We start from the raw sequence: 24,220 nt of genomic DNA, 5'->3' as shown, positions 1-24,220 counted from the left end.
TGGCGGTTACCCCCTATCGGCCCCTGGCGGGCCTGCGCCACCAGGCGATCAGGCGCGCCACCAGGTTGAGCAGCATGACGATCAGGATCAGCGTGAGGGCTCCGGCCCAGGCGCGGTCGATGGCGGTGTCGTTGGGACGGGCCGCCTGGTCGAAGACGAAGAGCGGAAGGCCCATCTGCGGCCCGCTGAACGGATCGTTGTTGATGGAGTCGGTGAAGAACACCGTGAGCAGCAGCGGCGCGGTCTCGCCGGCCACGCGGGCGACGGCCAGCATGACGCCGGTGACGATGCCGGTGAACGCGGTCGGCAGCACGACCTTCAGGATCGTGCGCCACTTGGCCACGCCCAGCGCGTACGAGGCTTCGCGCAGGTCGTTGGGCACCAGCCGGAGCATTTCCTCGGCCGATCTGACCACGGTCGGCATCATCAGGATCGACAGCGCCAGCGCGCCGGCGAAGCCGGAGAACGGGTTGCCCAGGAAGAGCACCCAGAAGGCCAGGATGAACAGGCCGGAAACGACTGAAGGGACGCCGGTCATGACGTCCACGAAGAAGCTGATGGCCCGGCTCAGGCGGCCGCCTTGGCCGTACTCGACCAGGTAGATGGCGGTGAACAGGCCGATCGGGACCGAGATGAGCGAGGCCAGCAGGACCTGCTCCAAGGTGCCGACGATGGCGTGGTAGGCGCCGCCGCCGACGTCGCGGGCGCCGATGTTCCGCATCGAGTGGGTGAGGAACTCCAGGTCGAAGCGGGCCAGGCCGTTCGAGATCACCAGCCAGAGGACCGAGATGAGCGGCACCACGGCCAGCGCGAACGCCAGGTAGACCAGCCCCTGGACGAACCTGTCCTTGATCCGGCGGCCGGTCGAGATGTGCTGAATGGTCATGCCCCCACCGCCCTGAACTCCTTGCGCCGGTTGATCACCATGCGTGCGCCCATGTTGACCAGCAGCGTGATGACGAACAGCACCAGACCGGAGGCGATCAGCGCGCCCCGGCCGACCTGGGTGGCCTCGCCGAAGCCGTTGGCGATGTTGGCCGCGATGCTGTTGGCGTGCGGGGTGAGGATCTCGAAGCTGATGTCGAAGGTGGCGGGGAAGATCAGCGCGACCGCGATGGTCTCGCCCATCGCGCGGCCGAGGCCGAGCATGGCGGCGCTGATGACGCCGGGCCGGCCGAACGGCAGCACGGCCATCCTGATCATCTCCCAGCGGGTGGCGCCGAGCGCCAGGGCCGCCTCCTCGTTCATCTTCGGGGCCTGGAGGAAGACCTCGCGCGAGATGGCCGCGATGATCGGCAGGATCATGATCGCCAGGACGATGCCGCCGGCGAGCATGGTCTTGCCGCCGATGGCCCCCTCGCCGGAGAACAGCGGGAACCAGCCCAGGTGCTCGTTGAGCCACTGCGACGGCGTGCGCAGCAGCGGCACCAGGAACGTCACGCCCCACAGGCCGTAGACGACGCTGGGCACGGCGGCCAGCAGGTCGACCAGGTAGCCGAGCGGCCCGGCCAGGCGGCGGGGCGCGTAGTGGGAGATGAACAGCGCCACGCCCACCGCGATGGGGGTGGCGATGACCAGCGCGATCGCCGAGCTGAGGACGGTGCCGAAGGCCAGCGCGCCGATGCCGAAGACCTGGCTGCCGTTGGGCTCCCAGATCAGGTCGGTGAAGAAGTTGCCCTTGTTCGCCTGCAGGGCCGGGACGGCCTCGCTGATGAGGAACACGGCGATGGCCGCCATGATCCCCAGCAGCAGGACGCCGGCACCGGTGGAGACGAACTTGAAGGGGCCTTCACCATGGCTGCGCCGCGAGGCGGACCGGCGCGTGGCCGGCCCGCCCCCACGGGTACGAACGTTGGTCGTCATGCTGTGCTAGGAGATCGCGCCGACGGCGGTGCGGACCTTGGTGAGCAGCTCGCCCGCGAGCGGGGCGTAGCCGAGGTCCTTCAGCGCGGCCTGGCCCTCGTCGCTGGAGGTGTAGGTGAGGAACTCCTTGACGATCTTGGCCTGCTCGGGCGCGAGGCCCTTCTCGCAGGTGATCTCGTACGTCACCAGCACGATCGGGTACGCGCCCGCCGTCTTGGTGGCGTAGTCGATGCTCAGCTTCAGGTCGTTGCCGGTGCCGGTGATCTCGGCGGTCTCGACCGTCTTGGCCGCGCTGTCGGCGGTCAGCTCGACGAACTCGCCGGAGCCGTTGGCCACCTTGGCCTTGCTGAGCTGGGAGTTCTCGGCGAAGGAGAGCTCGACGTAGCCGATGGAGCCCTCGGTGCTCTTGACGCTGGCCGCGACCTGGTCCGAGCCCTTGGCGCCCTGGCCCTTGGCCTCGGCGGGCCACGCCTTGGCGGGCTCGTACGGCCAGCCGGCGGTCGCCTTGAGGAACTTGGTGAAGTTGTCGCTGGTGCCCGACTCGTCCGAGCGATGGAAGGCCGAGATCGGCGTGGACGGGAGCTTGGCGTCGGGGTTGTCGGCCTTGATGGCCGCGTCGTCCCACTTGGTGATCTTGCTGTCGAAGATGCCGCCGATGGTCTTGGGCGACAGCTGCAGGCCGTCCACGCCGGGGAGGTTGTAGACCACCGCGACCGGGCCGGTCACCATCGGGATGTTGATGGCCTTGCCGGTCTTGCACCGGGCGTCGGCCTGGGCGGGCTCGCCCTTGTCGTCCTTGAGAGCGGAGTCCGAACCCGCGAAGTCGACCGTGCCCGCGATGAACGACTGCACACCGGCACCCGAACCGCTCGGCTGGTAGTTCAGGCTCACGCCCGAGTTCTTGGCCTGGAAGTCCTTCTTCCACTGGTCGATCGCGTTGGCCTGGGCCGACGAGCCGGCGGCGTTGATGGTGCCGCTCAGGCCGTTGTCGTTGCCCGCGGCGGGAGCACTGGCGGAGCTGGTGCCGGTCGTGCCCCCGGAGCTGTTGTTGTCTGTGCCGCACGCAGCGAGCGAGAGCGCGCCGACGACGGCGACGGCGGCGAGCCGGCCTGCATACTTCACGGTTGGGTTCCCCTCACTTGGTCCTTAGTCGTCCATGAAGCTATGCAGGCAAAGTGACTCAGACCCCCCAACAAGGGTGAACGTTCGGTGAACGCGCCTGGTCGTCTCCATCAATGTGACCAGCGAAGATGGGATGCATGAGCTATCGCGTGTGTCTCGTGTGCATGGGCAACATCTGCCGTTCCCCGATGGCGGAGGTGGTGCTCCGCCGGACCCTGGAGGAGCGCGGGCTCGGCGGCCGGGTCGTCGTCGAGAGCGCGGGCACCGGCGGCTGGCACGCCGGCGATCCGATGGACGAGCGGGCGCTGGGCATCCTGGCCGAGCACGGCTACGACGGCGCCGCCCATCGCGCCAGGCAGTTCACGCGGGACTGGTTCGACCGCTACGACCTGGTGCTGGCGATGGACCGCGACAACGCGGCCAACCTGCGCCGCCTGGCGCCCGCCGGCGTCGAGGTGCGCCTGTTCCGCTCGTTCGACCCCGGCGCGCCGGACGGCGCCGAGGTGCCCGACCCCTATTACGGTGGCCGCGAGGGTTTCGAGGAGGTGCTGACCATGCTGGAGACGGCCTCCAAGGGCGTGGCCGCGCACATCGCCGATGAGATCGACTGAGGACCTCGGCTCCTCCCACGGCCGGCGGCTCCAGCGCGGCGTGCTGGAGGACGGGCGGCAGGTGTTCGCCAAGATCGGTCCCGCCTCCGACATGTTCGCCTCCGAGGCCGCCGGGTTGCGCTGGCTGGGCGAGGCGATCACCGTGCCCGAGGTCCTGGAGGCCGGACCCGACCGGCTGGTGTTGTCGTGGGTGCCGCAGGAGGCGCCCACCGCCGAGGCGGCCCTGCGGTTCGGCCGTGACCTGGCCCGTCTGCACCGCGCCGGGGCGGCCGGGTTCGGCGCGCCCTGGCCGGGGTTCATCGCCGAGCTGCCCATGGACAACTCGCCCGACGGTGACTGGCCGTCCTTCTACGCCTCCCGGCGGGTGTTGCCGTTCCTGCGCCGGGCGCGGCTGCCGGCCGCGGACGTGACGCTGGTCGAGCGGGCCGTGGCGCGGTTCGCCGAGGTGGCCGGGCCGCCGGAGCCGCCCGCCCGCGTCCATGGGGATCTGTGGAGCGGGAACGTGTTGTGGTCCGGCGGCACCGGGGTGCTCGTCGATCCGGCGGCCCACGGCGGGCACCGGGAGACGGATCTGGCCATGCTGGCCCTGTTCGGGCTGCCGTACCTGGATCGGGTGATGGGGGCGTACCAGGAGGAGTTCCCGCTCGCGCCGGGGTGGCGGGCGCGGGTGCCGCTGCACCAGCTCCATCCGCTGCTGGTGCACGTGGTGCTGTACGGAGCCTCCTACCGCGACTCGTTGATGAATGCGGTCGCCCGGGTGTTGTCGCTCTGAACAACCGATAAAGAAATAGGGGATCCAGCCTCGCGATGCATTTCTCCGCCCAAGGGGAGGAAAGAGGACGGCGGCCGGGTAAAGTTGGCGGATTTCGTATCCGGCGGCCCCGGCCGAAAACTCATTAAGGCGTTTCCTTCTTCCCCCTGAGTCAATTGGAGGGCGCATGGCGGACGACTCCACGCACGGCGCACTGGCCCTGACCCCGCTGGTCTGGGGCCCGCCCGGAGCCCGTCCCGACGAACGCAGGCTGCGTCAGCTCGGGCAGGCGCTGGCCGAGGTGCTGACGGGCCGCCGTCCGCCGGAGTCGGTGGCCGACCGGCTCACCGGCGGGGCCTACCGCGACCTCGTCAGGGCCGGGCGGATGATCTCCGCCGATCGGCCGCCGTTCGTCGGGAGCCCGCACGTCAAGGAGCCGAGGGACGGGGCCGTCGAGATGTGCGTGCTGGTGCACTGCGGCGAGCGCAGCCACGTCCTGGCCGTACGGCTGGAGCGGCACGGCCATCGATGGTTGTGCACCGACTTCGAGACGGCCTGAAGCGGGCTCAGGAGGTGATCGTGGTGCCGTTGAGCCGGTTCAGCACCTCGTCGTGGAGGGCGCCGTTCGTGCAGACCAGGCTGCCGCCCTCCAGGCCGCGCACGCCGGCGAGGTCGGTCCAGACGCCGCCGGCCTCCTCGACGATCACGGTCAGGGCCGCCATGTCCCAGGGCGACAGCTCCGGCTCGGCGGAGATGTCGGCCGAGCCCTCGGCGACCATCATGTGCGACCAGAAGTCGCCGTACGCTCGGGTGCGCCAGCAGGCGCGGCCGAGGTCGAGGAAGTTGTCCAGCTTGCCGAGTTCCTCCCAGCCGCCGAAGCTGGAGTAGGAGAAGGAGGCGTCCTCCAGCGCGGTGACCGAGGAGACGCTCATCCTGGTGGCCTTCGCCAGGCTCCTGCCGGTCCAGGCGCCGCCGCCGGTGGCCGCCCACCAGCGACGGCCGAGCGCGGGGGCCGACACCAGGCCGACGACGACCTTGCCGTACTCCATGAGCGCGATCAGCGTGGCCCAGACGGGCACGCCGCGCACGTAGTTCTTGGTGCCGTCGATGGGGTCGATGATCCACGACCGGGCTCCCCACCCGGTCTTGCCGAACTCCTCGCCCACCACCGCGTCGCGCGGCCGGGCCCGGCGCAGCGTGCCGCGGATGGCCTCCTCGACGGCGCGGTCGGCGTCGCTGACCGGCGTCAGGTCGGGCTTGGTCTCGACCTTGAGGTCGACCGCCTTGAAGCGCCGCATGGTCAGGTCGTCGGCGGCGTCCGCCATGACGTGAGCGAGGCGTAGATCGTCGTTGTAACCCTGCACGGTCAGCCACGCTATCGCGTCGGTCGTGCCGGACATCAGTCACCGGCGACCCTTTTCTGGTAACTCCCTTTTCACCTACTGACCAGTAACATGTCTCCTATGTCCACTGATGTAGGTGCCTTCCTTCTCGAAACCGTTCCCTTCGCCCGGACGTTGGGGATCGTGTTCGACTCGGTCGAGGACGGCCGGGCGGAATGCCGGCTGCCCGACCGGCCCGAACTGCACAACCACGTGGCCGGGCCGCACGCGGGCACGCTGTTCACCCTGGCCGAGTCGGCGTCGGGCGCGGCGGTGCTGTCCAGGTTCGGCGACCAGCTCAGCCGCAGCGTGCCGCTGCCCACGACGGCGACCATCGAGTTCCGGAAGGTGGCCCTGGGGGAGGTGCGGGCCGAGGCGCGCGTGGCCGCATCGAGGGAGGAGGTCGTCGGCAAGCTGGACGCCGGCGAGCGGCCCGTCTTCGACGTGCTGGTCGACGTGCGCGACGCGGCCGGCACCCTGGTCTCCAGCCTCACCGTCACCTGGACGCTGCGCCCCAACCGCCGCTGAACGGCCGGTGATCAGGCGGCGGGCTCGTCGGGGGCGCCCTCGCGGCTGGACAGCAGGCGGCGCAGCGACTCCAGGCGGGCCGGGTCGGCGTTGCCCGCGGCCGCCCAGGCGTCGAGCGCGCAGCCGTCGCCGAGATGGGTGCAGCCCTTCGGGCAGGTGACCGTGCCCTCCACCAGGTCGGGGAAGGCGGCCAGCACGGTCTCGACCGACACGTGGGCCAGGCCGAAGCTGCGCACCCCCGGCGTGTCGATGATCCAGCCGCCCTCGGGCAGCTCCAGCGCGACGGCCGAGGTGGAGGTGTGCCGGCCGCGGCCGGTGACCGCGTTGACGTGCGAGACCGCGCGGTTGGCATCGGGCACCAGGGCGTTGACCAGGGTGGACTTGCCCACGCCCGAATGGCCCACCAGCACGCTGATGCGACCGGCCAGGTGGTCGCGCAGCTCGTCGAGGGAGCCGCCCTTGTGGACCACGATGTGCGGCACGCCCAGCGGCTCGTACAGGGCGACCAGCTCGTCGGGTGGGGCGAGGTCGGACTTGGTCAGGCAGAGCAGGGCGTCGATCTCGGCGTCGAACGCCGCCACCAGGATCCGGTCGATCATCCGGGGCCGGGGCGGCGGGTCGGCCAGCGCCGTGACGATCACGAGCTGGTCGGCGTTGGCCACGACCGGGCGCTCGATGCCGTCGGTGTCGTCGGTGTCGTCGGCCGAGCGGCGCAACATCGAGGTGCGCGGCTCCACCCGGACCACCCTGGCCAGCGTGTCGGGCAGGCCCGACACGTCGCCGACCAGGGCCACCCGGTCGCCGACCACGATGCCCTTGCGGCCCAGCTCGCGGGCCTTCATGGCGACCACGAGCCGGCGCTGCTGCTGCTTGCGCTTGTGGCCGCGGTCGGGCTCGACCAGGGTGGTGTAGCGGCCCCGGTCGACGGCGACCACGAAGCCCTCCACGGCGTCCTCGTGCGCGGGACGGATGCGGGTGCGCGGGCGCGAGCCCTTGCCCGGCCTGACCCGTACGTCGTCCTCGTCGTATTCCCGCTTTCTCAGCGGTCCGCTCCCATGCGCTCGCTTCCTCTCACGCCGGACCCTCCTGCGAAGTGCCCCCGCCGCCTGCCGCGAAACGCGCGATCATCGCCGCTCATCGGGCCTCCAGCATCGCCGCCCACATCTGGACGAACTCGGGCAACGTCTTGGCGGTCGTCGCGATGTTCTCCACCTCCACACCCGGCACGGCGAGGCCGATCACGGCCCCGGCCGTGGCCATGCGGTGGTCGTCGTAGCTGTGGAACACGCCGCCGTGCAGCGGGCGGGGACGGATGAGCAGGCCGTCGGCCGTCTCCTCCGCGTCGCCGCCGAGGGCGTTGATCTCGGTGGCCAGCGCGGCCAGCCGGTCGGTCTCGTGGCCGCGCAGGTGGCCGACCCCGCGGATGCGGCTCGGCGTGGTGGCCAGGGCGGCCAGCGCGGCGATCGTGGGGGTCAGCTCGCCCACCTCATGGAGGTCGGCGTCGAGGCCCTTGACCTCGCCCGTGCCGGTGACGACCAGGTCGTCGCCGTCGCGGGTCACCGTGGCGCCCATGGTGGTGAGCAGGCCGCGCAGCGCGTCGCCCGGCTGGGTGGTCTCCGCCGGCCAGCCGGGGACCGTGACCGTGCCGCCCGTGACCAGCGCGGCGGCCAGGAACGGCGCCGCGTTGGACAGGTCGGGCTCGACCGTCATGTCCCTGGCCGCGATCGGGCCCGGCTCGACCCGCCACACGTCGCGCTCGGTGTCGTCGACCTTGACCCCGGCCTCCCGCAGCATGTGGACGGTCATCTCGATGTGCGGCTGGGAGGGCACCGGCGGGCCGACGTGCCGGATCGTCACGCCCTTCGCGAACCGCGCCGCCGTCAGCATCAGCCCCGAGACGAACTGCGAGGAGCCGGAGGCGTCGATCGTGACCTCGCCGCCGGTCAGCGGCCCGGTGATGGTGAAGGGGAGCGCGTCGTTGTCGATGCGCGCCCCGAGCGCGCGCAGGGCGTCGAGGATCGGGCCCATCGGACGCCTGCGGGCGTATGGGTCGCCGTCGAAGAAGACCGGGCCGTCGGCCAGCGCCGCCATCGGCGGGACGAACCGCATGACCGTGCCCGCGAGCCCGGCGTCGATGCGCGCGCCGCCGCGGACCGGGCCCGGCGTCACCTCCCAGTCGACCGCGTCGGTGGTCTCGCGCACGGCCGTCAGCGTGGCGCCGAGCGCGCGCAGGGCCGACACCATGAGGTCGGCGTCGCGGCTGCGCAGCGCCTGGCGGACGACGCCCGGACCGTCGGCCAGCGCGGCGAGCAGCAGCGCCCGGTTGGTGACGGACTTGGAGCCGGGCAGGCGGACGGAGGCGTTGACGGGCGTGTCGGCCGTCGGCGCGGGCCAGTGCTGAGCGGGCATGTCCAAAGCCTACTGGCCCTGGTACGGCCCGTTCACGGCCTGTGGACGACGCGTCGCTTTTCCGCCGGGCCGAGACGCCCCGGCCGGAGGCGAAGCCGCGAGCGACACCCCGGCGTATGGCAATGTGGGGACATGTGCGGTAGATACGCCTCGGCGCGCAAGAAGCACGAGCTGCTGGAGGAGTTCCAGGTCGAGCTCGACGGCGAACCCGACAAGGAGCTGGGCGCCGACTTCAACGTCGCCCCCACCAAGAACGTCTACGCGGTCATGAGCCGGTCCTCCAAGGAGGACGAGCACGCGGTCCGGCAGCTCAGGATCGTCAGGTGGGGCCTCGTGCCCGTCTGGGCCAAGGATCCGTCGATCGGCTCCCGGCTGATCAACGCCAGGGCCGAGACGCTGGCCGAGAAGCCGTCGTTCCGGCAGGCGTTCGCCAAGCGCAGATGCCTGATCCCGGCCGACGGCTACTTCGAGTGGATGGCCGTCGAGGGCGAGAAGAAGAAGCAGCCGTACTTCATCCACCCGGCCGACGGCGGCGTGCTGGCCATGGCGGGCCTGTACGAGTTCTGGAAGGACCGCACCCGCGACGACGACGACCCGCTCAAGTGGCTGGTGACCTGCACGGTCATCACCACGGACGCCGAGGACCAGCTCGGCCGCATCCACGACAGGATGCCCATGATGATCGAGCGCGACCGCTGGGCCGACTGGCTCGACCCGGCCCTCACCGACACCGAGCGCGCCTCGCGACTCCTGGTGCCCGCGGAGGCCGGGAGGCTGGCGGCATATCCCGTTTCTACTGATGTCAATAATGTCCGGAACAATGGGCCGGATCTCATCAAACCGCTCCCCGACGAGGAGGAAGCCGGCCTTTTCTAAAGGTGTAAGAAGCATGGTAAGTGGGCATTCGGTGAGGAAAGCGATGCGACCGTTCACTCGGTGTCACCGCCACGACATGCCCCTAATTGCGCCGGGCGGGACAACCGGGGAGTCCCAGCCGCGGGCTTCCCCCCTTGCACCCGGAGGTGCGGATTCGTGGACGTCACGACCGCTCGTCAGCGGCTCGAAGACATGCTCGCGGAGCTGGACCGTTCGATCGGGGTCCTCCAGGGCGACCCCGTCGCGATCCGTGAGCACTCGGCGGCCGACGCGGGCTCCGACCTCACCGACGCCGACCGCGCGCAGGCCATGCTCACCGTGGCGACCGCGCAACGCCGCGCGGTGACCGAGGCGATCAGACGCCTGGACGAAGGCGCGTACGGCAGGTGCGTCGACTGCGACGAGCCGGTGCCCGAGGGCCGGCTGGAGGCCCGCCCGGAGGCCGCCCGCTGCGTGCCGTGCCAGGGAAGACGCGAACGCCGCCGCTGACCGCGGAGGAACCGGAGGCCGCCGGACGAGGAGAACGGCGGCCCTGGGAACGGCCGGCGGCCCCCGGAAACCGACCCGCGGCCCCGGGAACGGTCGGCCGCCCCCGAAAACCGACCCGCGGCCCCCGGAAACCGGCCGGCGGGGCAGTCAGCTCTTGCGGGCGCTGGCCACCAGGTGGATGCCCACCGTGTCGTCGTCGTCGGGATGGGCGTCGAGCTCGGTGCGCACGAGCCAGGTCAGGGCCCGCCCGTCGGACCCGAGCACGTGGTCCACCGTGGACGGCGACAACACCGTGCGCGGCCGCATCCACTCCACCTCCAGCCCGGCCCCCATCAGCAGCTCGCGGAGCTGGCCGCTGCTGAAGCAGCGCGTGATGCTGCCGTCGGGCCAGGGCACCAGCATGACCTCGCCGGTCTGCCGCAGGTGCTGCCACTGCTCCTGCTCGGCCAGGATCGCCATGCCGAGCACCAGCGAGTCGACGCACACCAGCGCCCGCCCGCCCGGACGCAGCACCCTGGCCACGTCGCTCATCGCCGACTCGGCCATGAGCTCGATCGACATCGCGCGTTCCTCGGCGACCACCGCGTCGACGCTCTCATCGGGAAGAAACGCCAGGTCATCGGCGCGTACGTGCCGAACCCGGTCGGCGTCCCGCAAACGGGACTGCGCGTCCACGGTCCGGCGGAAGTCGAGCACCTCGATCACCCGGTGTCCCGCCCTCGCGGCCTGGCCGGACCAGCGTCCGCGGCCGCCGGACAGATCGAGGATCACCGACGGTTCGCCGGGGAGCCAGCGGTTCAGTTGCTCGGCGGCGACGGCGCGGTAGAAGGTCCAGTACGGCCCGAGCGTCCCAGAGCCGTTCAGTTCCTCGGCCGGAATGGGCAGCACACGCGACTCCTGAGTTCCGGAAAAAGGGCTACCAGCCGGTACGTATGGACGTTCCCCGCACCGGGTCCTCTGTACCTTCTATCTTGCGGGAACAGACAAGGGCGCGGGCGTGTTGCGACGAGCATGCTCACATTGGAAAGACCGCGCCCCGATGACCAGGAGGTCATCGGCCAGCGGGTATTCTCCCCTGAGTACGGTGTACCGCCACAGCCGGCCACCGGTGATCTTAGGGGGGTGGGTCCGGTGCCCGCGACAGGCGCGGAGACTCTGGAGCAGCGCAGCGAGCGGTTCGAGCGCGACGTCATGCCGTATCTCGAACAGCTCTACTCCGCCGCGCTCCGGATGACCCGGAATCCAGCGGACGCGGAGGACCTGCTTCAGGAGACCTTCGCCAAGGCGTTCGCGTCGTTCCACCAGTTCCAGGAGGGCACGAACCTCAAGGCGTGGCTCTACCGGATCCTGACGAACACGTTCATCAACAGCTACCGCAAGAAGCAGCGTGAGCCCAAGCAGTCCGGCACCGAGGAGATCGAGGACTGGCAGCTCGCGCGCGCCGAGTCCCACACCTCGAGCGGGCTGAAGTCGGCCGAGGTCGAGGCGCTGGAGCACCTCCCCGACGGCGACATCAAGCAGGCGCTCGCGGCGCTGCCGGAAGAGTTCAGGATCGCCGTCTACCTCGCCGACGTCGAAGGCTTCCCCTACAAGGAGATCGCCGACATCATGGGCACTCCCATCGGCACCGTGATGTCCAGGCTGCATCGGGGACGCAGGCAGCTCCGGGGCCTCCTTGAGGACTACGCCCGCGAGCGCGGCCTGGTCCCCTCGGAGGGATCGAAATGAGCTGTGGCAACCCGCACGACACCGACTGTCGCGAGGTGCTGGACAAGGTCTACGCCTATCTCGACGGCGAGCTGACCGACGGTGACGTCTCCGACATCCGCGTGCATCTCGACGAGTGCAGCCCGTGCCTGAAGGAGTACGACCTCGACAAGGCGGTCAAGGCGCTCGTGGCCAAGCACTGCGGTTGCGACCCCGTCCCCGCCGATCTGCGTTCCAAGGTGCTGGCGCGGATCGAGCAGGTGAGGTCGGAGCTGGCCGACTAGGATTCACGCCATGCGCGTCCTAGTCACCGGTGGTGCCGGTTTCATCGGGTCGAATCTCGTCGACCGCCTGCTCGCGGACGGACACGAGGTCGTCGCCGTAGACGACCTGTCCTCCGGCAGCAGGGACAACCTGGTCAACGCCGCCGAGAGCGACCGTTTCAGCCTGCACGTCCTCGACGTGCGCGACCCGGCGATCATCGGGCTGGCGGCCGAGCTGCGGCCCGAGGTCATCTGCCACCTGGCCGCCCAGATCAGCGTACGCAGGAGCGTCGCCGACCCCGTCCACGACGCCCGGCTCAACGTCGAGGGCACCGCGTCGGTGCTGACGGCGGCCAAGGAGGGCACCACGCGCAAGGTGGTGTTCGCCTCGTCGGTGGCGGTCTACGGCCGGCCCGCCACGATCCCCGTGCCCGGCGACGCGCCCACCGACCCGCGCTCGCCGTACGCGGCCTCCAAGCTGAGCGCCGAGATCTACCTGGCGACCTTCCGCGCCCTGTACGGCCTGGAGTACACCACGCTGGTGCTCTCCAACGTCTACGGCCCGCGCCAGTCGCCCGACGGCGAGGCCGGCGTCGTGTCGATCTTCACCGACGCCCTGCTCAACGGCACCCCCACCGTCCTCTACGGCGACGGCACCCAGACCCGCGACTACGTCTACGTCGACGACGTGGTCGACGGCTTCGTCCGGGCCTGCGGCAGCGAGGGCAACGGCCGCCGCTTCAATCTCGGCACCGGCATCCAGACCACCGACAGGCGCCTGCACTCGCTGATCGCCGACGCGGCCGGGGCCCAGGACAAGCCGGGCTTCGCGCAGCCGCGCGTCGGCGACCTGCCGGCGATGGCCGTCGATCCGGTGCCCGCCCACGAGGGGCTGCGCTGGGAGCCGCGCACCGACCTGCCGACCGGCGTGAAGAGCACCGTGGCCTGGGCGCGGAGTCGCGCCAGGTAGTTGCTTGATTACACTTTGCTTGCGATTTCCCGCTCGGCCCTTACGGTGACGTCCTCTTCTGTAGCGTGAGCTCCAGAAGTCGACGTGGAGGCATGTGGGATGTTGAAGGACAGGTTCACCCGGTCGCTCGCCGCCGTCATCGTGCTCACCTCGATGGTGGCCCTGGCCGGCATCGGCGCGCTTCCGCCAGGGGTTTCCTGGACCTGACCGCCGTAGGGGGCCGCAATGCGTGACCTGCCCTGGCCCGCGAGGGTCTACCTGGTCGCCGTGATCGCGGCGGCGGCCGCGCTCATCGGGCACAGCGCGATCGTCTCCGGCCCGCTCGTGGCGCCGGAGAAACTCGACATCCTGCTGGTGCTCGGGCTGCTCTTCCTGGTGTGCGAGTCGATGCCGACGCTGCTCAACGTGGAGCAGTTCGCGGTGTCGGTGAGCTTCTCGGCGTCGCTGGCCGCGGTCGTGCTGATCGGGCCGGAGGGCGCGGCACTGGTGGGGCTCACCGCCGCGGTCAGCGTGCGCCCGGGGCTGCCGCTGATCAAGCGGCTGTTCAACGGCGCGCAGTTCGCCGTCTGCGGCTACGCCTCCGGCTGGGTCTACGAGTGGCTGCACGGCGCGGTCGGGGTGCCGCGGGTCAACGAGTTCGACAGCCTCATCGGCCCCTACGCCGCCGCGACCGCAGTGTTCGTGCCGCTCAACATCGTGCTCACGCTGACCATGATCAGCCTGGCGACCAGCGTGCGGGCCACGGAGGTGCCGCTGCGCGGCATGGTCCAGTTCCTGCTGTCCTATCTCGGTTACGGCACGTTCGGGCTGCTGGTGGCCGGGTTGTGGGCGACCGTGCAGTCCATCTCGGCGGTGCTGGTGCTGATGCCGCTGTTCGTGGCCCGGTGGGCGTTCGGCCAGTACCACGCCCAGCAGCGCTCGTACGACGCCACCATCGCCGCGCTGTGCCAGGCCGTCGAGACCAAGGACTACTACACCCGGGGCCACTGCACGCGGGTCTCGCTCGCCTCCAGCATGATCGCCGAGGAGATCGGCATGCGGCTCGAACGCCTGCGCGCCATCCGCTACGCCGGCATGCTCCACGACGTCGGCAAGCTGGGCGTGCCCACGAAGGTGCTGCAGAAGGACGGCCCGCTCACCGAGGGGGAGCTCGCCGCGATCCAGCTCCATCCGATGCGCGGGCTGGAGATCGTCCGCGGCATCGGCTTCCTCGACGAGGCCTACGCCGGGATCATGCACCACCACGAGCGCCACGACGGCACCGGCTACCCGATGGGCCTGGCCGGCGACGAGATCCCCGAGTTCGCCAAGGTGATCGCGGTGGCCGACGCGTTCGACTCGATGACCTCCGACCGTTCCTACCGGGGGGCGCGCCCGGTCGAGGTGGCCGTGGAGGAGCTGCGCAAGTGCTCCGGCACGCACTTCGACCCGGTCATGGTGGCCGCGTTCATCCGGGCGCTGGAACGCAATCCCTGGCAGCCGCCGCGCCGGGTCGAGGCGCCGCCGCCCGACGCCGCCGAGGCGACGATCAAGGACCACGACGACCCGACGATGCCGATCCAGGTCGTGAGCGGGCCATGACCACCACAGAGCGCGTCCGGCGCGCCGACCGGGCGCAGGCGACCGTCCTGCGCCGGCTCGACTCCGGCCAGTTGTTGCTGATCTGCGCGGCCGGGCTGGTCGCCGTCGCGGGCGTGGCGCACACGGCGGCCGTGGGGCTTGACCGTCCCGAGATCGCCATCGGGTTCGGCGCGTTGATCGCGGTCGGCGAGCTGGCCCGGCTGACCATGCCGGGCAACCGGGAGGTCGCGCCCATCGGCGCCGCCGCGGCGCTCGGCTACACCCTGCTGCTCGACCTCAGCCAGAACCAGTTGCGCCACTCCGCGCTGCAGGTCGTGGCCGTGATCGCGGCAGGGATGATCGCGGGCGCGCTGCCCCACCTGGCCGTCGGCCGGCCGCCGCGGCTCGACGCGATGGCCCGCCGCCTGCTCACCGGCGCGCTGCTGGCCTTCGCCTTCCGCCCGCTGGCCGACCCGCTCTACCAGCTCACCAAGCCGCCGCCGGGCGCCCACACCTGGTGGCCGGCGCTCGTGGTGATGGTCTCGCTGATCACGGTGACGCTGCTGGTCGACGTGCTGATCGCGGCACTGCTGCGGGCCGAGCGGCTGCGCACGGCGTTCCGGGTGGCGGTGCGCGACGAGATCAACATGGCGTTCCCGCTGGGCGCCGCGGTGGCCGCCTCCGGCGTGCTGCTCGCGCTCGCCACGCACAGCATGGATCTGGTGGCGTTGCTGGTGTTCGCCGCGCCGCTGCTGGTCACGCAGGTGGCCTTCCGCAAGTACGCCGGCATCCGCGCCACCTACCTGCAGACCGTCCGCGCCCTGTCGCGGGTCACCGAGGTCGGCGGCTACGTCGAGCCAGGCCACTCGCGCCGGGTGTCCCGGCTGGCCGTGGCGGTCGGCCGGGAGCTGGGCATGGCCGAGCCCGAGCTGCTGGAGCTGGAGTACGCGGCCCTCATGCACGACATCGGCCAGCTCTCGCTGCGCGACCCCATCCCGGGCGGCGCCACCGTGCTGGCCGATCCGGAGCAGGCGCGGCGCATCGCCGAGCTGGGGGCCGAGGTGATCAGGCAGACGGGCGTGCTCGACCGGGTGGCCGAGGTGGTCCGGAGGCAGTGCGACGAGATCGCCGACGACCCGCCGCTGTCCAGCCGGATCATCAGGGTCGCCAACGCCTACGACGACCTGGTGGGGCCGTCCACCGATCGCGACCGGTCGGGGGCGGCGCTGGAGCGCATCGGGCTCACGGCGGGCAGTGCGTACGACGCCGCCGCGCTCGACGCCCTGACCCGGGTGGTCGGCAGAGGCCGCGTGTAGCCGATTGCCCGCCTTTGTGGGGTTCCTACAGATCATTCTCCGCTGATCGGTACTTCACGAGGAAAGGGACGAGCCGACGCCGGTCATAGGGTTGTCCGCGTGACTGCTGAGACGCTCGGACCCGTTCTGATCGCCAACCGGGGGGAGATCGCCCGGCGGATCATCCGTACGGTCAGGCGCATGGGCCTGCGTGCCGTCGCCGTGCACTCCGAGGCCGACGCCGGGCTGCCGTTCGTGCGCGAGGCCGACGAGGCGGTGCTGATCGGCCCGGCCGACCCCGCGCAGAGCTATCTCGACCCCGCCCGGGTGCTGGACGCGGCCCGCGCCACGGGAGCGGGCGCGGTTCATCCCGGTTACGGCTTCCTGTCGGAGAACGCCGCGTTCGCGCGGGCGGTGATCGAGGCCGGGCTCGTGTGGATCGGGCCGTCGCCGGAGTCCATCGACCGCATGGGCGACAAGATCAACGCCAGGAACCTCATGGAGCAGGCGGGCGTGCCCGTCGCCGCGGGCACCAGGGAACCGGTCACCGACCTGGTCGCGGCGCTCGACGCGGCCGAGCTGATCGGCTACCCGGTCATGGTCAAGACCGCCGGCGGCGGTGGCGGGATCGGCATGAGCGTGGCCCGTGACGACGCCGGGCTGGCCAAGGCGTTCGAGCAGGCGGCCAGGGCGGCGGCCAGGTTCGCCGCGGCGGCCGCGGCGGGCGGCGCGGGCGACGCGCTGGCCGGGCCCGCGGTCCTGCTGGAGCGTTACGTCGAACGTGCCCGCCACGTCGAGGTGCAGATCCTCGGCCTGCCCGACGGCCGGGTGCTGGCCCTGGGCGAGCGCGACTGCTCGGTGCAGCGCCGCCACCAGAAGGTCGTCGAGGAGTCGCCGTCCCCCGGCATCGGGCCCGAGCTGCGCGAACGCATGCTGGCCGCGGCCGTGCGGGCCGGCGAGGTCGTCGGCTATCTCGGCGCGGGCACGGTCGAGTGCCTGGTCGACGCCGACGCCCAGGACTTCGTGTTCCTGGAGATGAACACCAGGCTGCAGGTCGAGCACCCGGTCACCGAGCTGGTCACCGGCCTCGACCTGGTGGAGCTGCAACTCCGCGTGGCCGCCGGGGAGAGCCCGGAGATCACGGTGGCGCCGCAGGGGCACGCGATCGAGTTCCGGGTCTACGCCGAGGACCCCAAGCGTTTCCTGCCCGGTTCCGGCCGGATCACCACCTGGGACGAGCCCGCCGGCGCCGGCATCCGCGTCGACGCGGGCTACGCGGCGGGCGACACCGTGACCATGTTCTACGACCCGCTGATGGCCAAGCTGTGCGTGCTCGGGGCCGACCGGACCGAGGCGCTGGAGCTGGGCCGCAAGGCGGTCGCGGAGTTCATCGTCGAGGGGCCGAGGAGCAATCTGCCCTTCTGCGCCGAGCTGCTGGAGAACCCGGCATTCGTCGCGGGAGACTACGACACGGGTCTGGTCGGGCGAATGCGGGCCTGACCCGGTCGACATTGTTGGTGACGTCGGAAGAGGAGAGCGCCGGTGGCCGAGGTACGCGCCGAGATGGTGGCGAACGTGTGGAAAGTGGTCGTCCGGGAGGGCGAGGCGGTCTCCGAGGGGGACACGCTGGTCATCCTTGAGTCGATGAAGATGGAGATCCCCGTGCTCGCCGAGGACGCGGGCGTGGTGTCGCAGCTCAAGGTGGCCGAGGGCGACGTGATCCAGGAGGGCGACCTGATCGCCGTCATCGACTGAGGCGGGCCAGGAACCTGGCGCGGTCGACGACCGTCCGCTCGACCGTGCCGCGGCCCACGAGCGTGCCCTGCCGGTCGCGGGCCTCGAAGGCGAAGACCAGGCGCCGGCCGTCCACGGCGGTGAGCTCGGCGGTGAGCTGGACGTGGTCGCCGACGGCGCTGGCGGCCAGGTGTTCGAGCTCGACCCGGGTGCCGACGGACGTCTCGCCCTCGGCCAGGTGCGGGCGCACGGCCTCGACGGTGGCCCGTTCGGCCAGCGCGAGCAGCCTGGGCGTGGCCAGCACGGGCACGTCGCCGCTGCCGGCTCGCTCGGCTGTGTCGGATCTCTCGACCATGGTGAGCAGTTGCGAGCGGAGGCCAGGTGAGAGCGTCATGGGGGTCAGCCTACCGAGGGCGGTTCTGATCTCCTGGAAACGCGGACAACGCCGCCCATAAGGCTCCAGGATAGGGTTTGTACGGCTTGCGGCATATGAGTGGCATATGGGGCTCCTGAGACAGGTACACTCTCGGAGTTTCCGTGACCACTGTGTTACCTCACCGCGACAAAAGTTCGCTTTGTTGGAGAACCGCGGGGTGGGCGAGGTTACCGATGTAGGGGGGTAGCGGGGGAGTCATGGTTGCCCAAGGCACGACGCTGGCGGGGCGGTATCGACTGGATACCCGCATCGGCGCCGGCGGCATGGGCGAGGTGTGGCGAGGCGAGGACATCGTGCTCGCCCGCACCGTCGCCGTCAAGGTGCTGCTCCCAGGCCGCATGGATGATCGGGGGTTCGTCGCCAGGTTCCAGGGGGAAGCCAGGGCGATGGCCACGATCAACCATTCCGGCGTGGTCGACGTCTACGACTACGGGGTGAGCGGCGACACCGTCTACCTCGTGATGAAGTTCGTGGACGGGGAGCCGCTCGACCGGCTGCTGGCCCGGCTCGGCCGGATCCCGCCGCAGGCGGCCATGGAGCTCATCGCGCAGGCCGCCTCGGCCCTGCAGGCGGTGCACGACCAGGGAATCGTGCACCGCGACGTGAAACCGGGCAACCTGCTCGTCCAGCGCGACGGCACGCTGGTGCTCACCGACTTCGGCATCGCCCGTTCCGACCTGGCCAACCGGCTGACCGACGCCGGCATGGTGCTCGGCACGGCCGCCTACTGCGCGCCCGAGCAGGCCGAGGGCGCGCCCGTCACCCCGGCCGTGGACATCTACGCGCTCGGCGTGGTCGCCTACGAATGCCTGGTGGGACAGCGGCCGTTCGACGGTGACAGCGCGGTCACGATCGCGCTCAAGCACATCCGCGAGGCCCCGCCGCCGCTGCCCGCCGACATCCCGCCGCAGATCCGGACGCTGGTGGAGGTGGCGCTGTCGAAGGACCCCGCCCGGCGTTTCCCGACGGCGAAGGCCATGAGCGAGGCGGCCCGCGCGGCCGGTCAGGGCCAGGCGATCACGCCGGTGGCCGAGATCGCGCCGCCTGCCACGGGCGCCACGATGGCCGCGCCGCCCGAGTCGTACCAGACCGGCGCCTACCAGGCGGGCCACTCCCAGCCGACGGGCGCCTACCAGGCGGGCCACTCGCAGCCGACGGGCGCCCACCAGCCGGGCCAGCCGCCCGCCTACCCGGGAGGACAGCCGCCGGCCGGAGCCGGCGGGTTCCAGACGGGGGCGCACCTGCCCGCGTCGTCGGAGGAGACCTCCGCCGCCGTCGGCGAGCGCCGGCCGGGCGGCCGCCGCGCCGCCAAGGCGCCGCGCAGGACCGGCCTGGTCGTCGGCCTCGCGGTCGCGGTGGTGCTCGGCGTGGGGGCGGGGGCGGTCGCGCTGACGGGCATGGTGCCCGGCGCGCCGACGCCGACCGTCACGGCTACCCACGACGGCAACAGCGACGACATCCCCGGCCCGACGAAGACCGGTTCCAAGAAGCCCAAGCCTTCGACGACGCCTCCCACGAAGCCGCCCACGACGCCCACCACCAGGCCGCCCACGCGCGTCGAGACCGAGGAGCCGACGGAGACCGAGGAGCCGACGACCACGCCCACCACCACCCCGACCACCACGAAGGAACCGACCAAGTCGCCGTCGAGCACGCCGACGCCGACGGTCAAGAACATCACGGTGCCCAAGGTCGCCGGGCAGCCCTTCCTCAAGGGGCAGGAGATGGTCGAGGCGGCGGGGCTGCAGGTGCGCGTCCGCGACTCGTCCGTGACCACCGACGACCCCGCCTGCCGCAGGATCACCAAGACGGTGCCGGCCGGCGGCACGGTGGTCCCGGAGACGAAGGTGGTCACGCTCTACGTCATCGACGGCATCTGCACGACGCCGTCGCCGTCGCCGTCCCCCACGGCGACGCCGAAGTCGTAGGGGGTCAGATCCCCGTGGTGTTGCGGGGATAGGCGATCTGCGGGTCGGTGGCGATGTTCACCATGTACGGGATGCCGGAGTCGAACGCCCTGCGCAGCGCCGGCCCGATCTCCGACGGCTTGGTGACCAGCTCGCCGCCGCCGCCCAGCGCGGTCACGACCTGGTCGTAGCGGCACTGCGGCTGGAGGTCGGCGGCCACGTCGTAGCCGTACAGGAACCGCATGGGGTGCTTCTCCAGGCCCCACATGCCGTTGTTGCCGCAGATCATGACGACCGGCAGCCGGTGGCGGACGAGGGTGTCGACGTCCATCAGGGAGAAGCCGGCGGCGCCGTCGCCGAGCAGGAGCACGACCTGCGAGGACGGGCGGGCCAGGCGGGCGGCGATGGAGTAGCCGAGCCCGGTGCCGAGGCACCCGTACGGGCCGGGGTCGAGCCAGTTGCCCGGCTGCTTCGGCTCGACGTACTTGCCGGCGTAGGAGACGAAGTCGCCGCCGTCGCCGATCACCACGGCGTCGTCGGCCAGGACCTTGCCCAGCTCGCCGTAGATGCGCATGGGGTGGATCGGGTCGGTGTCGGCGGCCAGCAGCTCGGCGTCGTCCTCGATCGCCGCGGCGGCGGCCTCGGCCAGCGTGGAGGCCCAGGAGGCGTACGAGCTGGGCTTGACGCCCGCGTCGCCGCAGGCCGCGCCGAGGCTCCACAACACCACCGACAGGTCGCCCGCGGCCTTGGCGGCGGGCTGCATGTGGGTGGCGAGCTGCGAGGGCGCGTCGGCGATGTGCACGACGCGGGCCAGGGGCGCGCCGTCCTTGCCGCCGAACTTGCCGTAGCCGAGCCGGAAGTCGAGCGGGGCGCCGATCACGATGACCAGGTCGGCCTGGGAGAAGGCCACGCTGCGGGCGCGGGTGACGAGCAGGTCGTGCCCGGCGGGCAGGATGCCGCGGCCCTGGCCGTTGGGGATGACCGGCAGCCGCCAGGTCTCGGCGAAGTCGCGCGCGGCCTCCTCGGCGCGGTCCATCCACACGTCGGAGCCGTAGACCAGCACCGGGCGCTCGGCCTCGGACAGCAGCCGGGCGATGGCGGCCAGGTCGGCGGGGTCGGGCTCCAGGGGCGAGGGCGACTGCGTGTGCACCTCGTGGGCGGGCGAGGGGGCGAACAGGTGATCCATGTAGAAGTCGAGGAAGACCGGGCCGCGCTGGGGCGCGACGGCGGTGCGGAAGGCCGACTCGACGTCCTGGCCGATCGAGTCGGCGCCGGAGGCGGTGAACGACAGCTTGGTGATCGGGCCGAGCAGCGGCGGGTGGTCCATCTCCTGGAGGGCGCCGCTGCCCCAGCGCGACTGCGGGGCGCGGCCGCCCATGACGACCACCGGCGAGCCGTTGAAGTGCGCGGTCGCGATGCCGCTGACGCCGTTGGTGATGCCGGGCCCGGCGGTCAGCACGGCCAGGCCGGGCTTCCTGGTCAGCCGGGCCGTCGCCTCGGCGGCGAAGACCGCGCTCTGTTCGTGGCGCACGTCGAGGATGCGCATGCCCTCGTGGACCGCGCCGTCGTACAGCGGGAAGACGTGGCCTCCCGAGAGGGTGAACATGGTCTCGACGCCGTAGGCCTTGGACACGGCGACGGCGACGTCACCGGCGTGCTTCGCAGACTCCATGCCGGGAACTTACCAACCAGTGATAAGAGTAAACAGATCTCAAGAGTTGCGTCCGGCCGCGTCCTAGCCCTGTCCGCAGCAGACCCGGACCGAGCCCAGCGGCGCCCGCGCCTCGATCTTCCGCGGCGCGCCCTTCACCGCGTCGACCTCCACCTCGGTGCGGCGGCCCTCGGTCGTCACGTCGTAGGTCTCCGGCGGCAGCCGCAGGTCGACGTCGCCGGTGGCCCGCGCGACGGCCCTGACCGTGAGCGGCGGGTTGGCGAAGTCCAGCCGTACGTCGCCCGAGCCGGTCTCGACGTCGGCCTGGCCGCCGAGCATCGCGTCGCCGTAGACGGACCCGGAACCGGACCTGGCCCAGACCTCGCCGGTGACCCCCTCGGCCCGCACGTTCCCCGACACGGTCGTCAGCCGCACGGCGCCGACCACGCTGTGGACCCCGAGGTCGCCGACGGTCGTCCGGGCCTCGACCCCGGTCTCGTAGGGCACCAGCAGCGTGTAGTCCGCCCGGCACACCGGACCGTCCGGCCGGGGTGCGGTGCCGCACCGGATGTCCAGCCGCAGGGTGTCGCCGTTCCAGTCCTCGGTGATCACCGGCCGGTCGATCGAGGTCCAGTTCACGGACCGGGAGATCGTCAGCTCTCCCGCGGGGCCCGGCACGATCTCGACGTTCACCTCGCCGCTGCCCGCGGTGACCTTCAGCGTGTCCAGCGCGAACGGGACCGTCCTGGCCCGCGTCTCCTGCGGCGCGGTGGCGCGGGCGAACCCGTTCCAGACCAGCAGGACGGACAGCAGCAGGGCGGTCACCGTCGCCACGGTTCCCGCCGTCAGCCAGATGGCCCTCACGGCATGCTCCTGATCTTGAGGAACTGCAGGACGGCGAGGACCCGGCGGTGATCGCCCTCCGCGGGGGACAGGTCGAGCTTGGTGAAGATGTTGCCGATGTGCTTGCCCACGGCCCCCTCGCTGAGCACGAGGGCCTGGCCGATGCCGGCGTTCGAGCGGCCCTCGGCCATGAGCTTGAGCACCTCGTGCTCACGGGGCGTCAGCCGTTCCAGCGGGTCGCTGTCGCCGCGCAGCAGGAGCTGGGCGACGACCTCGGGGTCGAGGGCGGTGCCGCCGCCGGCGACCCGGCGCAGGGCGTCGATGAACTCGGCCACGTCGGCCACCCGGTCCTTGAGCAGGTAGCCGACGCCGCCGGCCGCCGTGGACAGCAGGCGGGCGGCGTAACGTTCCTCGACGTACTGGGAGAGCACCAGCACGGCCAGGCCGGGATGCTGGCGGCGCAGCACGAGAGCGGCGCGCAGCCCCTCGTCGGTGTGCGTGGGCGGCATCCGGACGTCGGTGATCACCAACTCCGGCTGGTGCTCCTCGACGGCCCGCAGCAGGCCCTCGGCCTCGTCCACGGCCGCCACCACCCGCATGCCGGACGCGTCGAGCAGCCTGATCAGCCCCTCGCGCAGCAGGACGGAGTCCTCGGCCAGCACTACTCGCACGGCAGCTCCACCTCGATCGTGGTCGGCCCGCCGAACGGGCTGGACAGGCGCAGCGTCCCGTCCACGGAGTCGATGCGCTGGGCCAGGCCGCGCAGGCCGGTGCCGCCGTCCAGCCGGGCGCCGCCGCAGCCGTCGTCGTGGACGAGCACGTGCAGGCGGTCGCGCTCGCGCCGGACCGTCACCTCGGCCCTGGTCGCGGCGGCGTGTTTGGCGATGTTGGTCAGTGCTTCGGACACGATGAAGAAGGCCACCGCCTCGATGGTCGGGGACGCGCGCCGGTCGATGTCGACGCGCAGGCGTACGGGGAGAGGGGCCCGGGCCGCGACGCCGGACAGCGCCGCGTCGAGCCCCTGGTCGTTGAGCACGGCCGGATGCAGGCCGCGGACGAAGTCGCGCAGCTCCTTGAGCGCCTGCTTGGCCTCCTCGTGGGCCCGCTCGATCGCCTCACGGGCGGGCTCGGGCAGGTCGGTGAGGGTGGCCCTGGCCAGGCCGAGGTTCATGGCGAGCGAGACCAGGCGCTGCTGGGCGCCGTCGTGCAGGTCGCGCTCGATCCTGCGGCGCTCGGCGTCGGCGGCGTCGATCACGCCGGCCCGGCTCTCGGTCAGCGTCTCGATGCGCTGCCCCAGCTCGGTGCGGCTGGGCCCGAGCAGCGTGCGCGCCACCGACAGGTCGAGCGCCGCCATGCCCCTGGCCAGGACCGGGGCGAGCAGCAGCAGCGCCAGGCCGGTCGCCGTGGAAATCCCCACGATGACCGGATCGCGCAGATCGACGAGGAACACCAGCGGCGGCGCCTGCACCCGCGGCGGCACGAACGACAGCAGCCCCACCACGGCCGCGCCCCACGCCAACGCGACGAGGAAGGCCGCCGCCGCGCCCACGAAGGGCGACAGCAGGTGGTAGGCGATCTGCCGCCAGGTGGCCGCCCTGCGCCAGCCGGCCGGCGCCACCGGGGGCGGGATGCGGACGTCGAGGAAGGCCGCGAACCTGGACCGCTGCACCCGGGTGAACACCGGGACGCCGCGCCGCAGCAGCGGCGGGGCCACGGCCAGCAGCAGCGTGAGCCCGCCGAGCACCACGGCGACCGGCAGCCCGATCATCACGTGGGACGTGTCGAGCCAGGCACGCGCCGACCAGGGACGGGGGACTTTCATG

At 71.6% G+C, this 24,220-nt stretch carries 26 protein-coding genes; 14 read left to right on the top strand and 12 right to left on the bottom strand.

Going from position 1 to position 24,220, the window contains the following annotated elements; all coding sequences use genetic code 11:
* Window positions 1-13 precede the first annotated feature (13 nt).
* From pstA to pstS, 3 genes are read right to left on the bottom strand one after another with little or no spacing between them, the layout of a single operon-like run.
* Window positions 14-886 (bottom strand): phosphate ABC transporter permease PstA, encoded by an 873-nt coding sequence (gene pstA, locus ACWCSD_RS10095; RefSeq protein ID WP_358289030.1) that lies wholly within the window; start codon window positions 884-886, stop codon window positions 14-16.
* Window positions 883-1,863 carry a phosphate ABC transporter permease subunit PstC gene (gene pstC, locus ACWCSD_RS10090; RefSeq protein ID WP_352322868.1) on the bottom strand — a complete coding sequence of 327 codons (981 nt, stop codon included), beginning with the start codon at window positions 1,861-1,863 and terminating at the stop codon, window positions 883-885. The genes pstA and pstC overlap by 4 nt, the downstream gene beginning before the upstream one ends.
* A 6-nt stretch (window positions 1,864-1,869) precedes the next feature.
* Window positions 1,870-2,985 (bottom strand): phosphate ABC transporter substrate-binding protein PstS, encoded by a 1,116-nt coding sequence (pstS, locus tag ACWCSD_RS10085; RefSeq protein WP_397164374.1) that lies wholly within the window; start codon window positions 2,983-2,985, stop codon window positions 1,870-1,872.
* A 137-nt stretch (window positions 2,986-3,122) separates the two neighbouring features.
* On the opposite strand from pstS, the gene ACWCSD_RS10080 reads away from it, so the two are divergent.
* From ACWCSD_RS10080 to ACWCSD_RS10070, 3 genes are all read left to right on the top strand, one after another.
* Window positions 3,123-3,596 carry a low molecular weight protein-tyrosine-phosphatase gene (locus tag ACWCSD_RS10080; RefSeq protein WP_387671284.1) on the top strand — a complete coding sequence of 158 codons (474 nt, stop codon included), beginning with the start codon at window positions 3,123-3,125 and terminating at the stop codon, window positions 3,594-3,596.
* A complete protein-coding gene (locus tag ACWCSD_RS10075; RefSeq protein ID WP_397164376.1) occupies window positions 3,583-4,368 on the top strand; it encodes a fructosamine kinase family protein in 786 nt (261 codons plus the stop codon). The genes ACWCSD_RS10080 and ACWCSD_RS10075 overlap by 14 nt, the downstream gene beginning before the upstream one ends.
* A 166-nt stretch (window positions 4,369-4,534) precedes the next feature.
* A complete protein-coding gene (locus ACWCSD_RS10070) occupies window positions 4,535-4,906 on the top strand; it encodes an Rv3235 family protein (protein ID WP_352366048.1) in 372 nt (123 codons plus the stop codon).
* Between the two features lie 7 nt (window positions 4,907-4,913).
* Here ACWCSD_RS10070 and hisN read toward each other — a convergent pair whose 3' ends face one another.
* Window positions 4,914-5,747, bottom strand: coding sequence for a histidinol-phosphatase (hisN, locus tag ACWCSD_RS10065; protein ID WP_397164378.1), 834 nt, complete (start codon window positions 5,745-5,747; stop codon window positions 4,914-4,916).
* Window positions 5,748-5,801: 54 nt separating this feature from the next.
* On the opposite strand from hisN, the gene ACWCSD_RS10060 reads away from it, so the two are divergent.
* Entirely contained in the window at window positions 5,802-6,257 is a 456-nt protein-coding gene (locus tag ACWCSD_RS10060; protein WP_358289017.1) for a DUF4442 domain-containing protein, read from the top strand.
* 11 nt (window positions 6,258-6,268) lie between these two features.
* Here the strand turns inward: ACWCSD_RS10060 and rsgA are convergent, their stop codons facing one another.
* Together rsgA and aroA are read right to left on the bottom strand one after the other, a co-directional pair.
* Window positions 6,269-7,300, bottom strand: coding sequence for a ribosome small subunit-dependent GTPase A (gene rsgA / locus ACWCSD_RS10055; protein ID WP_358289078.1), 1,032 nt, complete (start codon window positions 7,298-7,300; stop codon window positions 6,269-6,271).
* 91 nt (window positions 7,301-7,391) lie between these two features.
* A complete protein-coding gene (gene aroA, locus ACWCSD_RS10050; RefSeq protein WP_358289015.1) occupies window positions 7,392-8,666 on the bottom strand; it encodes a 3-phosphoshikimate 1-carboxyvinyltransferase in 1,275 nt (424 codons plus the stop codon).
* 132 nt (window positions 8,667-8,798) lie between these two features.
* On the opposite strand from aroA, the gene ACWCSD_RS10045 reads away from it, so the two are divergent.
* Both ACWCSD_RS10045 and ACWCSD_RS10040 read left to right on the top strand, forming a co-directional pair.
* Window positions 8,799-9,542, top strand: a complete 744-nt coding sequence (locus ACWCSD_RS10045) for an SOS response-associated peptidase (RefSeq protein ID WP_358289013.1) — start codon at window positions 8,799-8,801, stop codon at window positions 9,540-9,542.
* A 156-nt stretch (window positions 9,543-9,698) separates the two neighbouring features.
* Window positions 9,699-10,031: a TraR/DksA family transcriptional regulator gene (locus ACWCSD_RS10040; RefSeq protein ID WP_364330906.1), complete on the top strand. Its 333-nt coding sequence runs from the start codon at window positions 9,699-9,701 to the stop codon at window positions 10,029-10,031.
* 147 nt (window positions 10,032-10,178) lie between these two features.
* On the opposite strand, the gene ACWCSD_RS10035 is transcribed toward ACWCSD_RS10040, so the two are convergent.
* Entirely contained in the window at window positions 10,179-10,919 is a 741-nt protein-coding gene (locus ACWCSD_RS10035) for a class I SAM-dependent methyltransferase (RefSeq protein ID WP_352322877.1), read from the bottom strand.
* Window positions 10,920-11,153: 234 nt separating this feature from the next.
* On the opposite strand from ACWCSD_RS10035, the gene ACWCSD_RS10030 reads away from it, so the two are divergent.
* The 7 genes from ACWCSD_RS10030 to ACWCSD_RS10000 all read left to right on the top strand — a co-directional run bounded on the left by ACWCSD_RS10030 (window position 11,154) and on the right by ACWCSD_RS10000 (window position 17,581).
* Window positions 11,154-11,759 carry a sigma-70 family RNA polymerase sigma factor gene (locus ACWCSD_RS10030; protein ID WP_125648071.1) on the top strand — a complete coding sequence of 202 codons (606 nt, stop codon included), beginning with the start codon at window positions 11,154-11,156 and terminating at the stop codon, window positions 11,757-11,759.
* Window positions 11,756-12,022, top strand: coding sequence for a mycothiol system anti-sigma-R factor (gene rsrA / locus ACWCSD_RS10025; RefSeq protein ID WP_352322878.1), 267 nt, complete (start codon window positions 11,756-11,758; stop codon window positions 12,020-12,022). Before ACWCSD_RS10030 ends, rsrA begins: the two co-directional genes overlap by 4 nt.
* Before the next feature lie 10 nt (window positions 12,023-12,032).
* On the top strand, window positions 12,033-12,971 hold the full coding sequence (locus tag ACWCSD_RS10020; protein WP_358289007.1) for an NAD-dependent epimerase/dehydratase family protein: 939 nt from the start codon (window positions 12,033-12,035) through the stop codon (window positions 12,969-12,971).
* Between the two features lie 225 nt (window positions 12,972-13,196).
* A complete protein-coding gene (locus ACWCSD_RS10015; protein ID WP_358289004.1) occupies window positions 13,197-14,552 on the top strand; it encodes an HD-GYP domain-containing protein in 1,356 nt (451 codons plus the stop codon).
* Complete coding sequence (locus ACWCSD_RS10010; protein WP_449913951.1) at window positions 14,549-15,847, top strand: HD-GYP domain-containing protein; 1,299 nt, start codon at window positions 14,549-14,551, stop codon at window positions 15,845-15,847. Before ACWCSD_RS10015 ends, ACWCSD_RS10010 begins: the two co-directional genes overlap by 4 nt.
* 99 nt (window positions 15,848-15,946) lie before the next feature.
* Window positions 15,947-17,326, top strand: a complete 1,380-nt coding sequence (locus tag ACWCSD_RS10005; protein WP_449913950.1) for an acetyl-CoA carboxylase biotin carboxylase subunit — start codon at window positions 15,947-15,949, stop codon at window positions 17,324-17,326.
* A 42-nt stretch (window positions 17,327-17,368) separates the two neighbouring features.
* Window positions 17,369-17,581, top strand: coding sequence for a biotin/lipoyl-binding carrier protein (locus ACWCSD_RS10000; protein WP_358289001.1), 213 nt, complete (start codon window positions 17,369-17,371; stop codon window positions 17,579-17,581).
* On the opposite strand, the gene ACWCSD_RS09995 is transcribed toward ACWCSD_RS10000, so the two are convergent.
* A complete protein-coding gene (locus ACWCSD_RS09995; protein ID WP_358288998.1) occupies window positions 17,571-17,954 on the bottom strand; it encodes a thioesterase family protein in 384 nt (127 codons plus the stop codon). The genes ACWCSD_RS10000 and ACWCSD_RS09995 overlap by 11 nt on opposite strands.
* Window positions 17,955-18,193: 239 nt before the next feature.
* On the opposite strand from ACWCSD_RS09995, the gene ACWCSD_RS09990 reads away from it, so the two are divergent.
* Window positions 18,194-19,924, top strand: coding sequence for a serine/threonine protein kinase (locus ACWCSD_RS09990; protein ID WP_449913949.1), 1,731 nt, complete (start codon window positions 18,194-18,196; stop codon window positions 19,922-19,924).
* A gap of 4 nt (window positions 19,925-19,928) precedes the next feature.
* On the opposite strand, the gene ACWCSD_RS09985 is transcribed toward ACWCSD_RS09990, so the two are convergent.
* From ACWCSD_RS09985 to ACWCSD_RS09970, 4 genes are all read right to left on the bottom strand, one after another.
* Complete coding sequence (locus ACWCSD_RS09985) at window positions 19,929-21,575, bottom strand: acetolactate synthase (RefSeq protein WP_449913947.1); 1,647 nt, start codon at window positions 21,573-21,575, stop codon at window positions 19,929-19,931.
* Between the two features lie 63 nt (window positions 21,576-21,638).
* The gene (locus ACWCSD_RS09980; protein WP_449913945.1) at window positions 21,639-22,418 is read right to left on the bottom strand and encodes a DUF4097 family beta strand repeat-containing protein; all 780 of its coding nucleotides are present in this window, start codon (window positions 22,416-22,418) and stop codon (window positions 21,639-21,641) included.
* Window positions 22,415-23,068 (bottom strand): response regulator, encoded by a 654-nt coding sequence (locus ACWCSD_RS09975; RefSeq protein WP_397164391.1) that lies wholly within the window; start codon window positions 23,066-23,068, stop codon window positions 22,415-22,417. Before ACWCSD_RS09975 ends, ACWCSD_RS09980 begins: the two co-directional genes overlap by 4 nt.
* Window positions 23,059-24,219 carry a histidine kinase gene (locus tag ACWCSD_RS09970; protein WP_449913942.1) on the bottom strand — a complete coding sequence of 387 codons (1,161 nt, stop codon included), beginning with the start codon at window positions 24,217-24,219 and terminating at the stop codon, window positions 23,059-23,061. The genes ACWCSD_RS09975 and ACWCSD_RS09970 overlap by 10 nt, the downstream gene beginning before the upstream one ends.
* Window position 24,220 lies beyond the last annotated feature (1 nt).

The sequence above is a fragment of the Nonomuraea sp. NPDC001684 genome, assembly GCF_053596515.1.
This window is presented reverse-complemented; position numbering and strand designations above follow the sequence as displayed.

Excerpts from the sequence above, each read along its gene's own strand:
- pstA (WP_358289030.1), bottom strand. The coding sequence starts at position 886 with ATGACCATTCAGCACATCTCGACCGGCCGCCGGATCAAGGACAGGTTC.
- ACWCSD_RS09985 (WP_449913947.1), bottom strand. The coding sequence starts at position 21,575 with ATGGAGTCTGCGAAGCACGCCGGTGACGTCGCCGTCGCCGTGTCCAAG.
- ACWCSD_RS09970 (WP_449913942.1), bottom strand. The coding sequence starts at position 24,219 with ATGAAAGTCCCCCGTCCCTGGTCGGCGCGTGCCTGGCTCGACACGTCC.
- ACWCSD_RS10020 (WP_358289007.1), top strand. The coding sequence starts at position 12,033 with ATGCGCGTCCTAGTCACCGGTGGTGCCGGTTTCATCGGGTCGAATCTC.
- ACWCSD_RS10075 (WP_397164376.1), top strand. The coding sequence starts at position 3,583 with ATGAGATCGACTGAGGACCTCGGCTCCTCCCACGGCCGGCGGCTCCAG.
- ACWCSD_RS10070 (WP_352366048.1), top strand. The coding sequence starts at position 4,535 with ATGGCGGACGACTCCACGCACGGCGCACTGGCCCTGACCCCGCTGGTC.
- ACWCSD_RS10010 (WP_449913951.1), top strand. The coding sequence starts at position 14,549 with ATGACCACCACAGAGCGCGTCCGGCGCGCCGACCGGGCGCAGGCGACC.
- ACWCSD_RS10015 (WP_358289004.1), top strand. The coding sequence starts at position 13,197 with ATGCGTGACCTGCCCTGGCCCGCGAGGGTCTACCTGGTCGCCGTGATC.
- ACWCSD_RS10060 (WP_358289017.1), top strand. The coding sequence starts at position 5,802 with ATGTCTCCTATGTCCACTGATGTAGGTGCCTTCCTTCTCGAAACCGTT.
- rsrA (WP_352322878.1), top strand. The coding sequence starts at position 11,756 with ATGAGCTGTGGCAACCCGCACGACACCGACTGTCGCGAGGTGCTGGAC.
- ACWCSD_RS09995 (WP_358288998.1), bottom strand. The coding sequence starts at position 17,954 with ATGACGCTCTCACCTGGCCTCCGCTCGCAACTGCTCACCATGGTCGAG.
- ACWCSD_RS10045 (WP_358289013.1), top strand. The coding sequence starts at position 8,799 with ATGTGCGGTAGATACGCCTCGGCGCGCAAGAAGCACGAGCTGCTGGAG.
- hisN (WP_397164378.1), bottom strand. The coding sequence starts at position 5,747 with ATGTCCGGCACGACCGACGCGATAGCGTGGCTGACCGTGCAGGGTTAC.
- ACWCSD_RS10080 (WP_387671284.1), top strand. The coding sequence starts at position 3,123 with ATGAGCTATCGCGTGTGTCTCGTGTGCATGGGCAACATCTGCCGTTCC.
- aroA (WP_358289015.1), bottom strand. The coding sequence starts at position 8,666 with ATGCCCGCTCAGCACTGGCCCGCGCCGACGGCCGACACGCCCGTCAAC.
- ACWCSD_RS09990 (WP_449913949.1), top strand. The coding sequence starts at position 18,194 with ATGGTTGCCCAAGGCACGACGCTGGCGGGGCGGTATCGACTGGATACC.
- pstC (WP_352322868.1), bottom strand. The coding sequence starts at position 1,863 with ATGACGACCAACGTTCGTACCCGTGGGGGCGGGCCGGCCACGCGCCGG.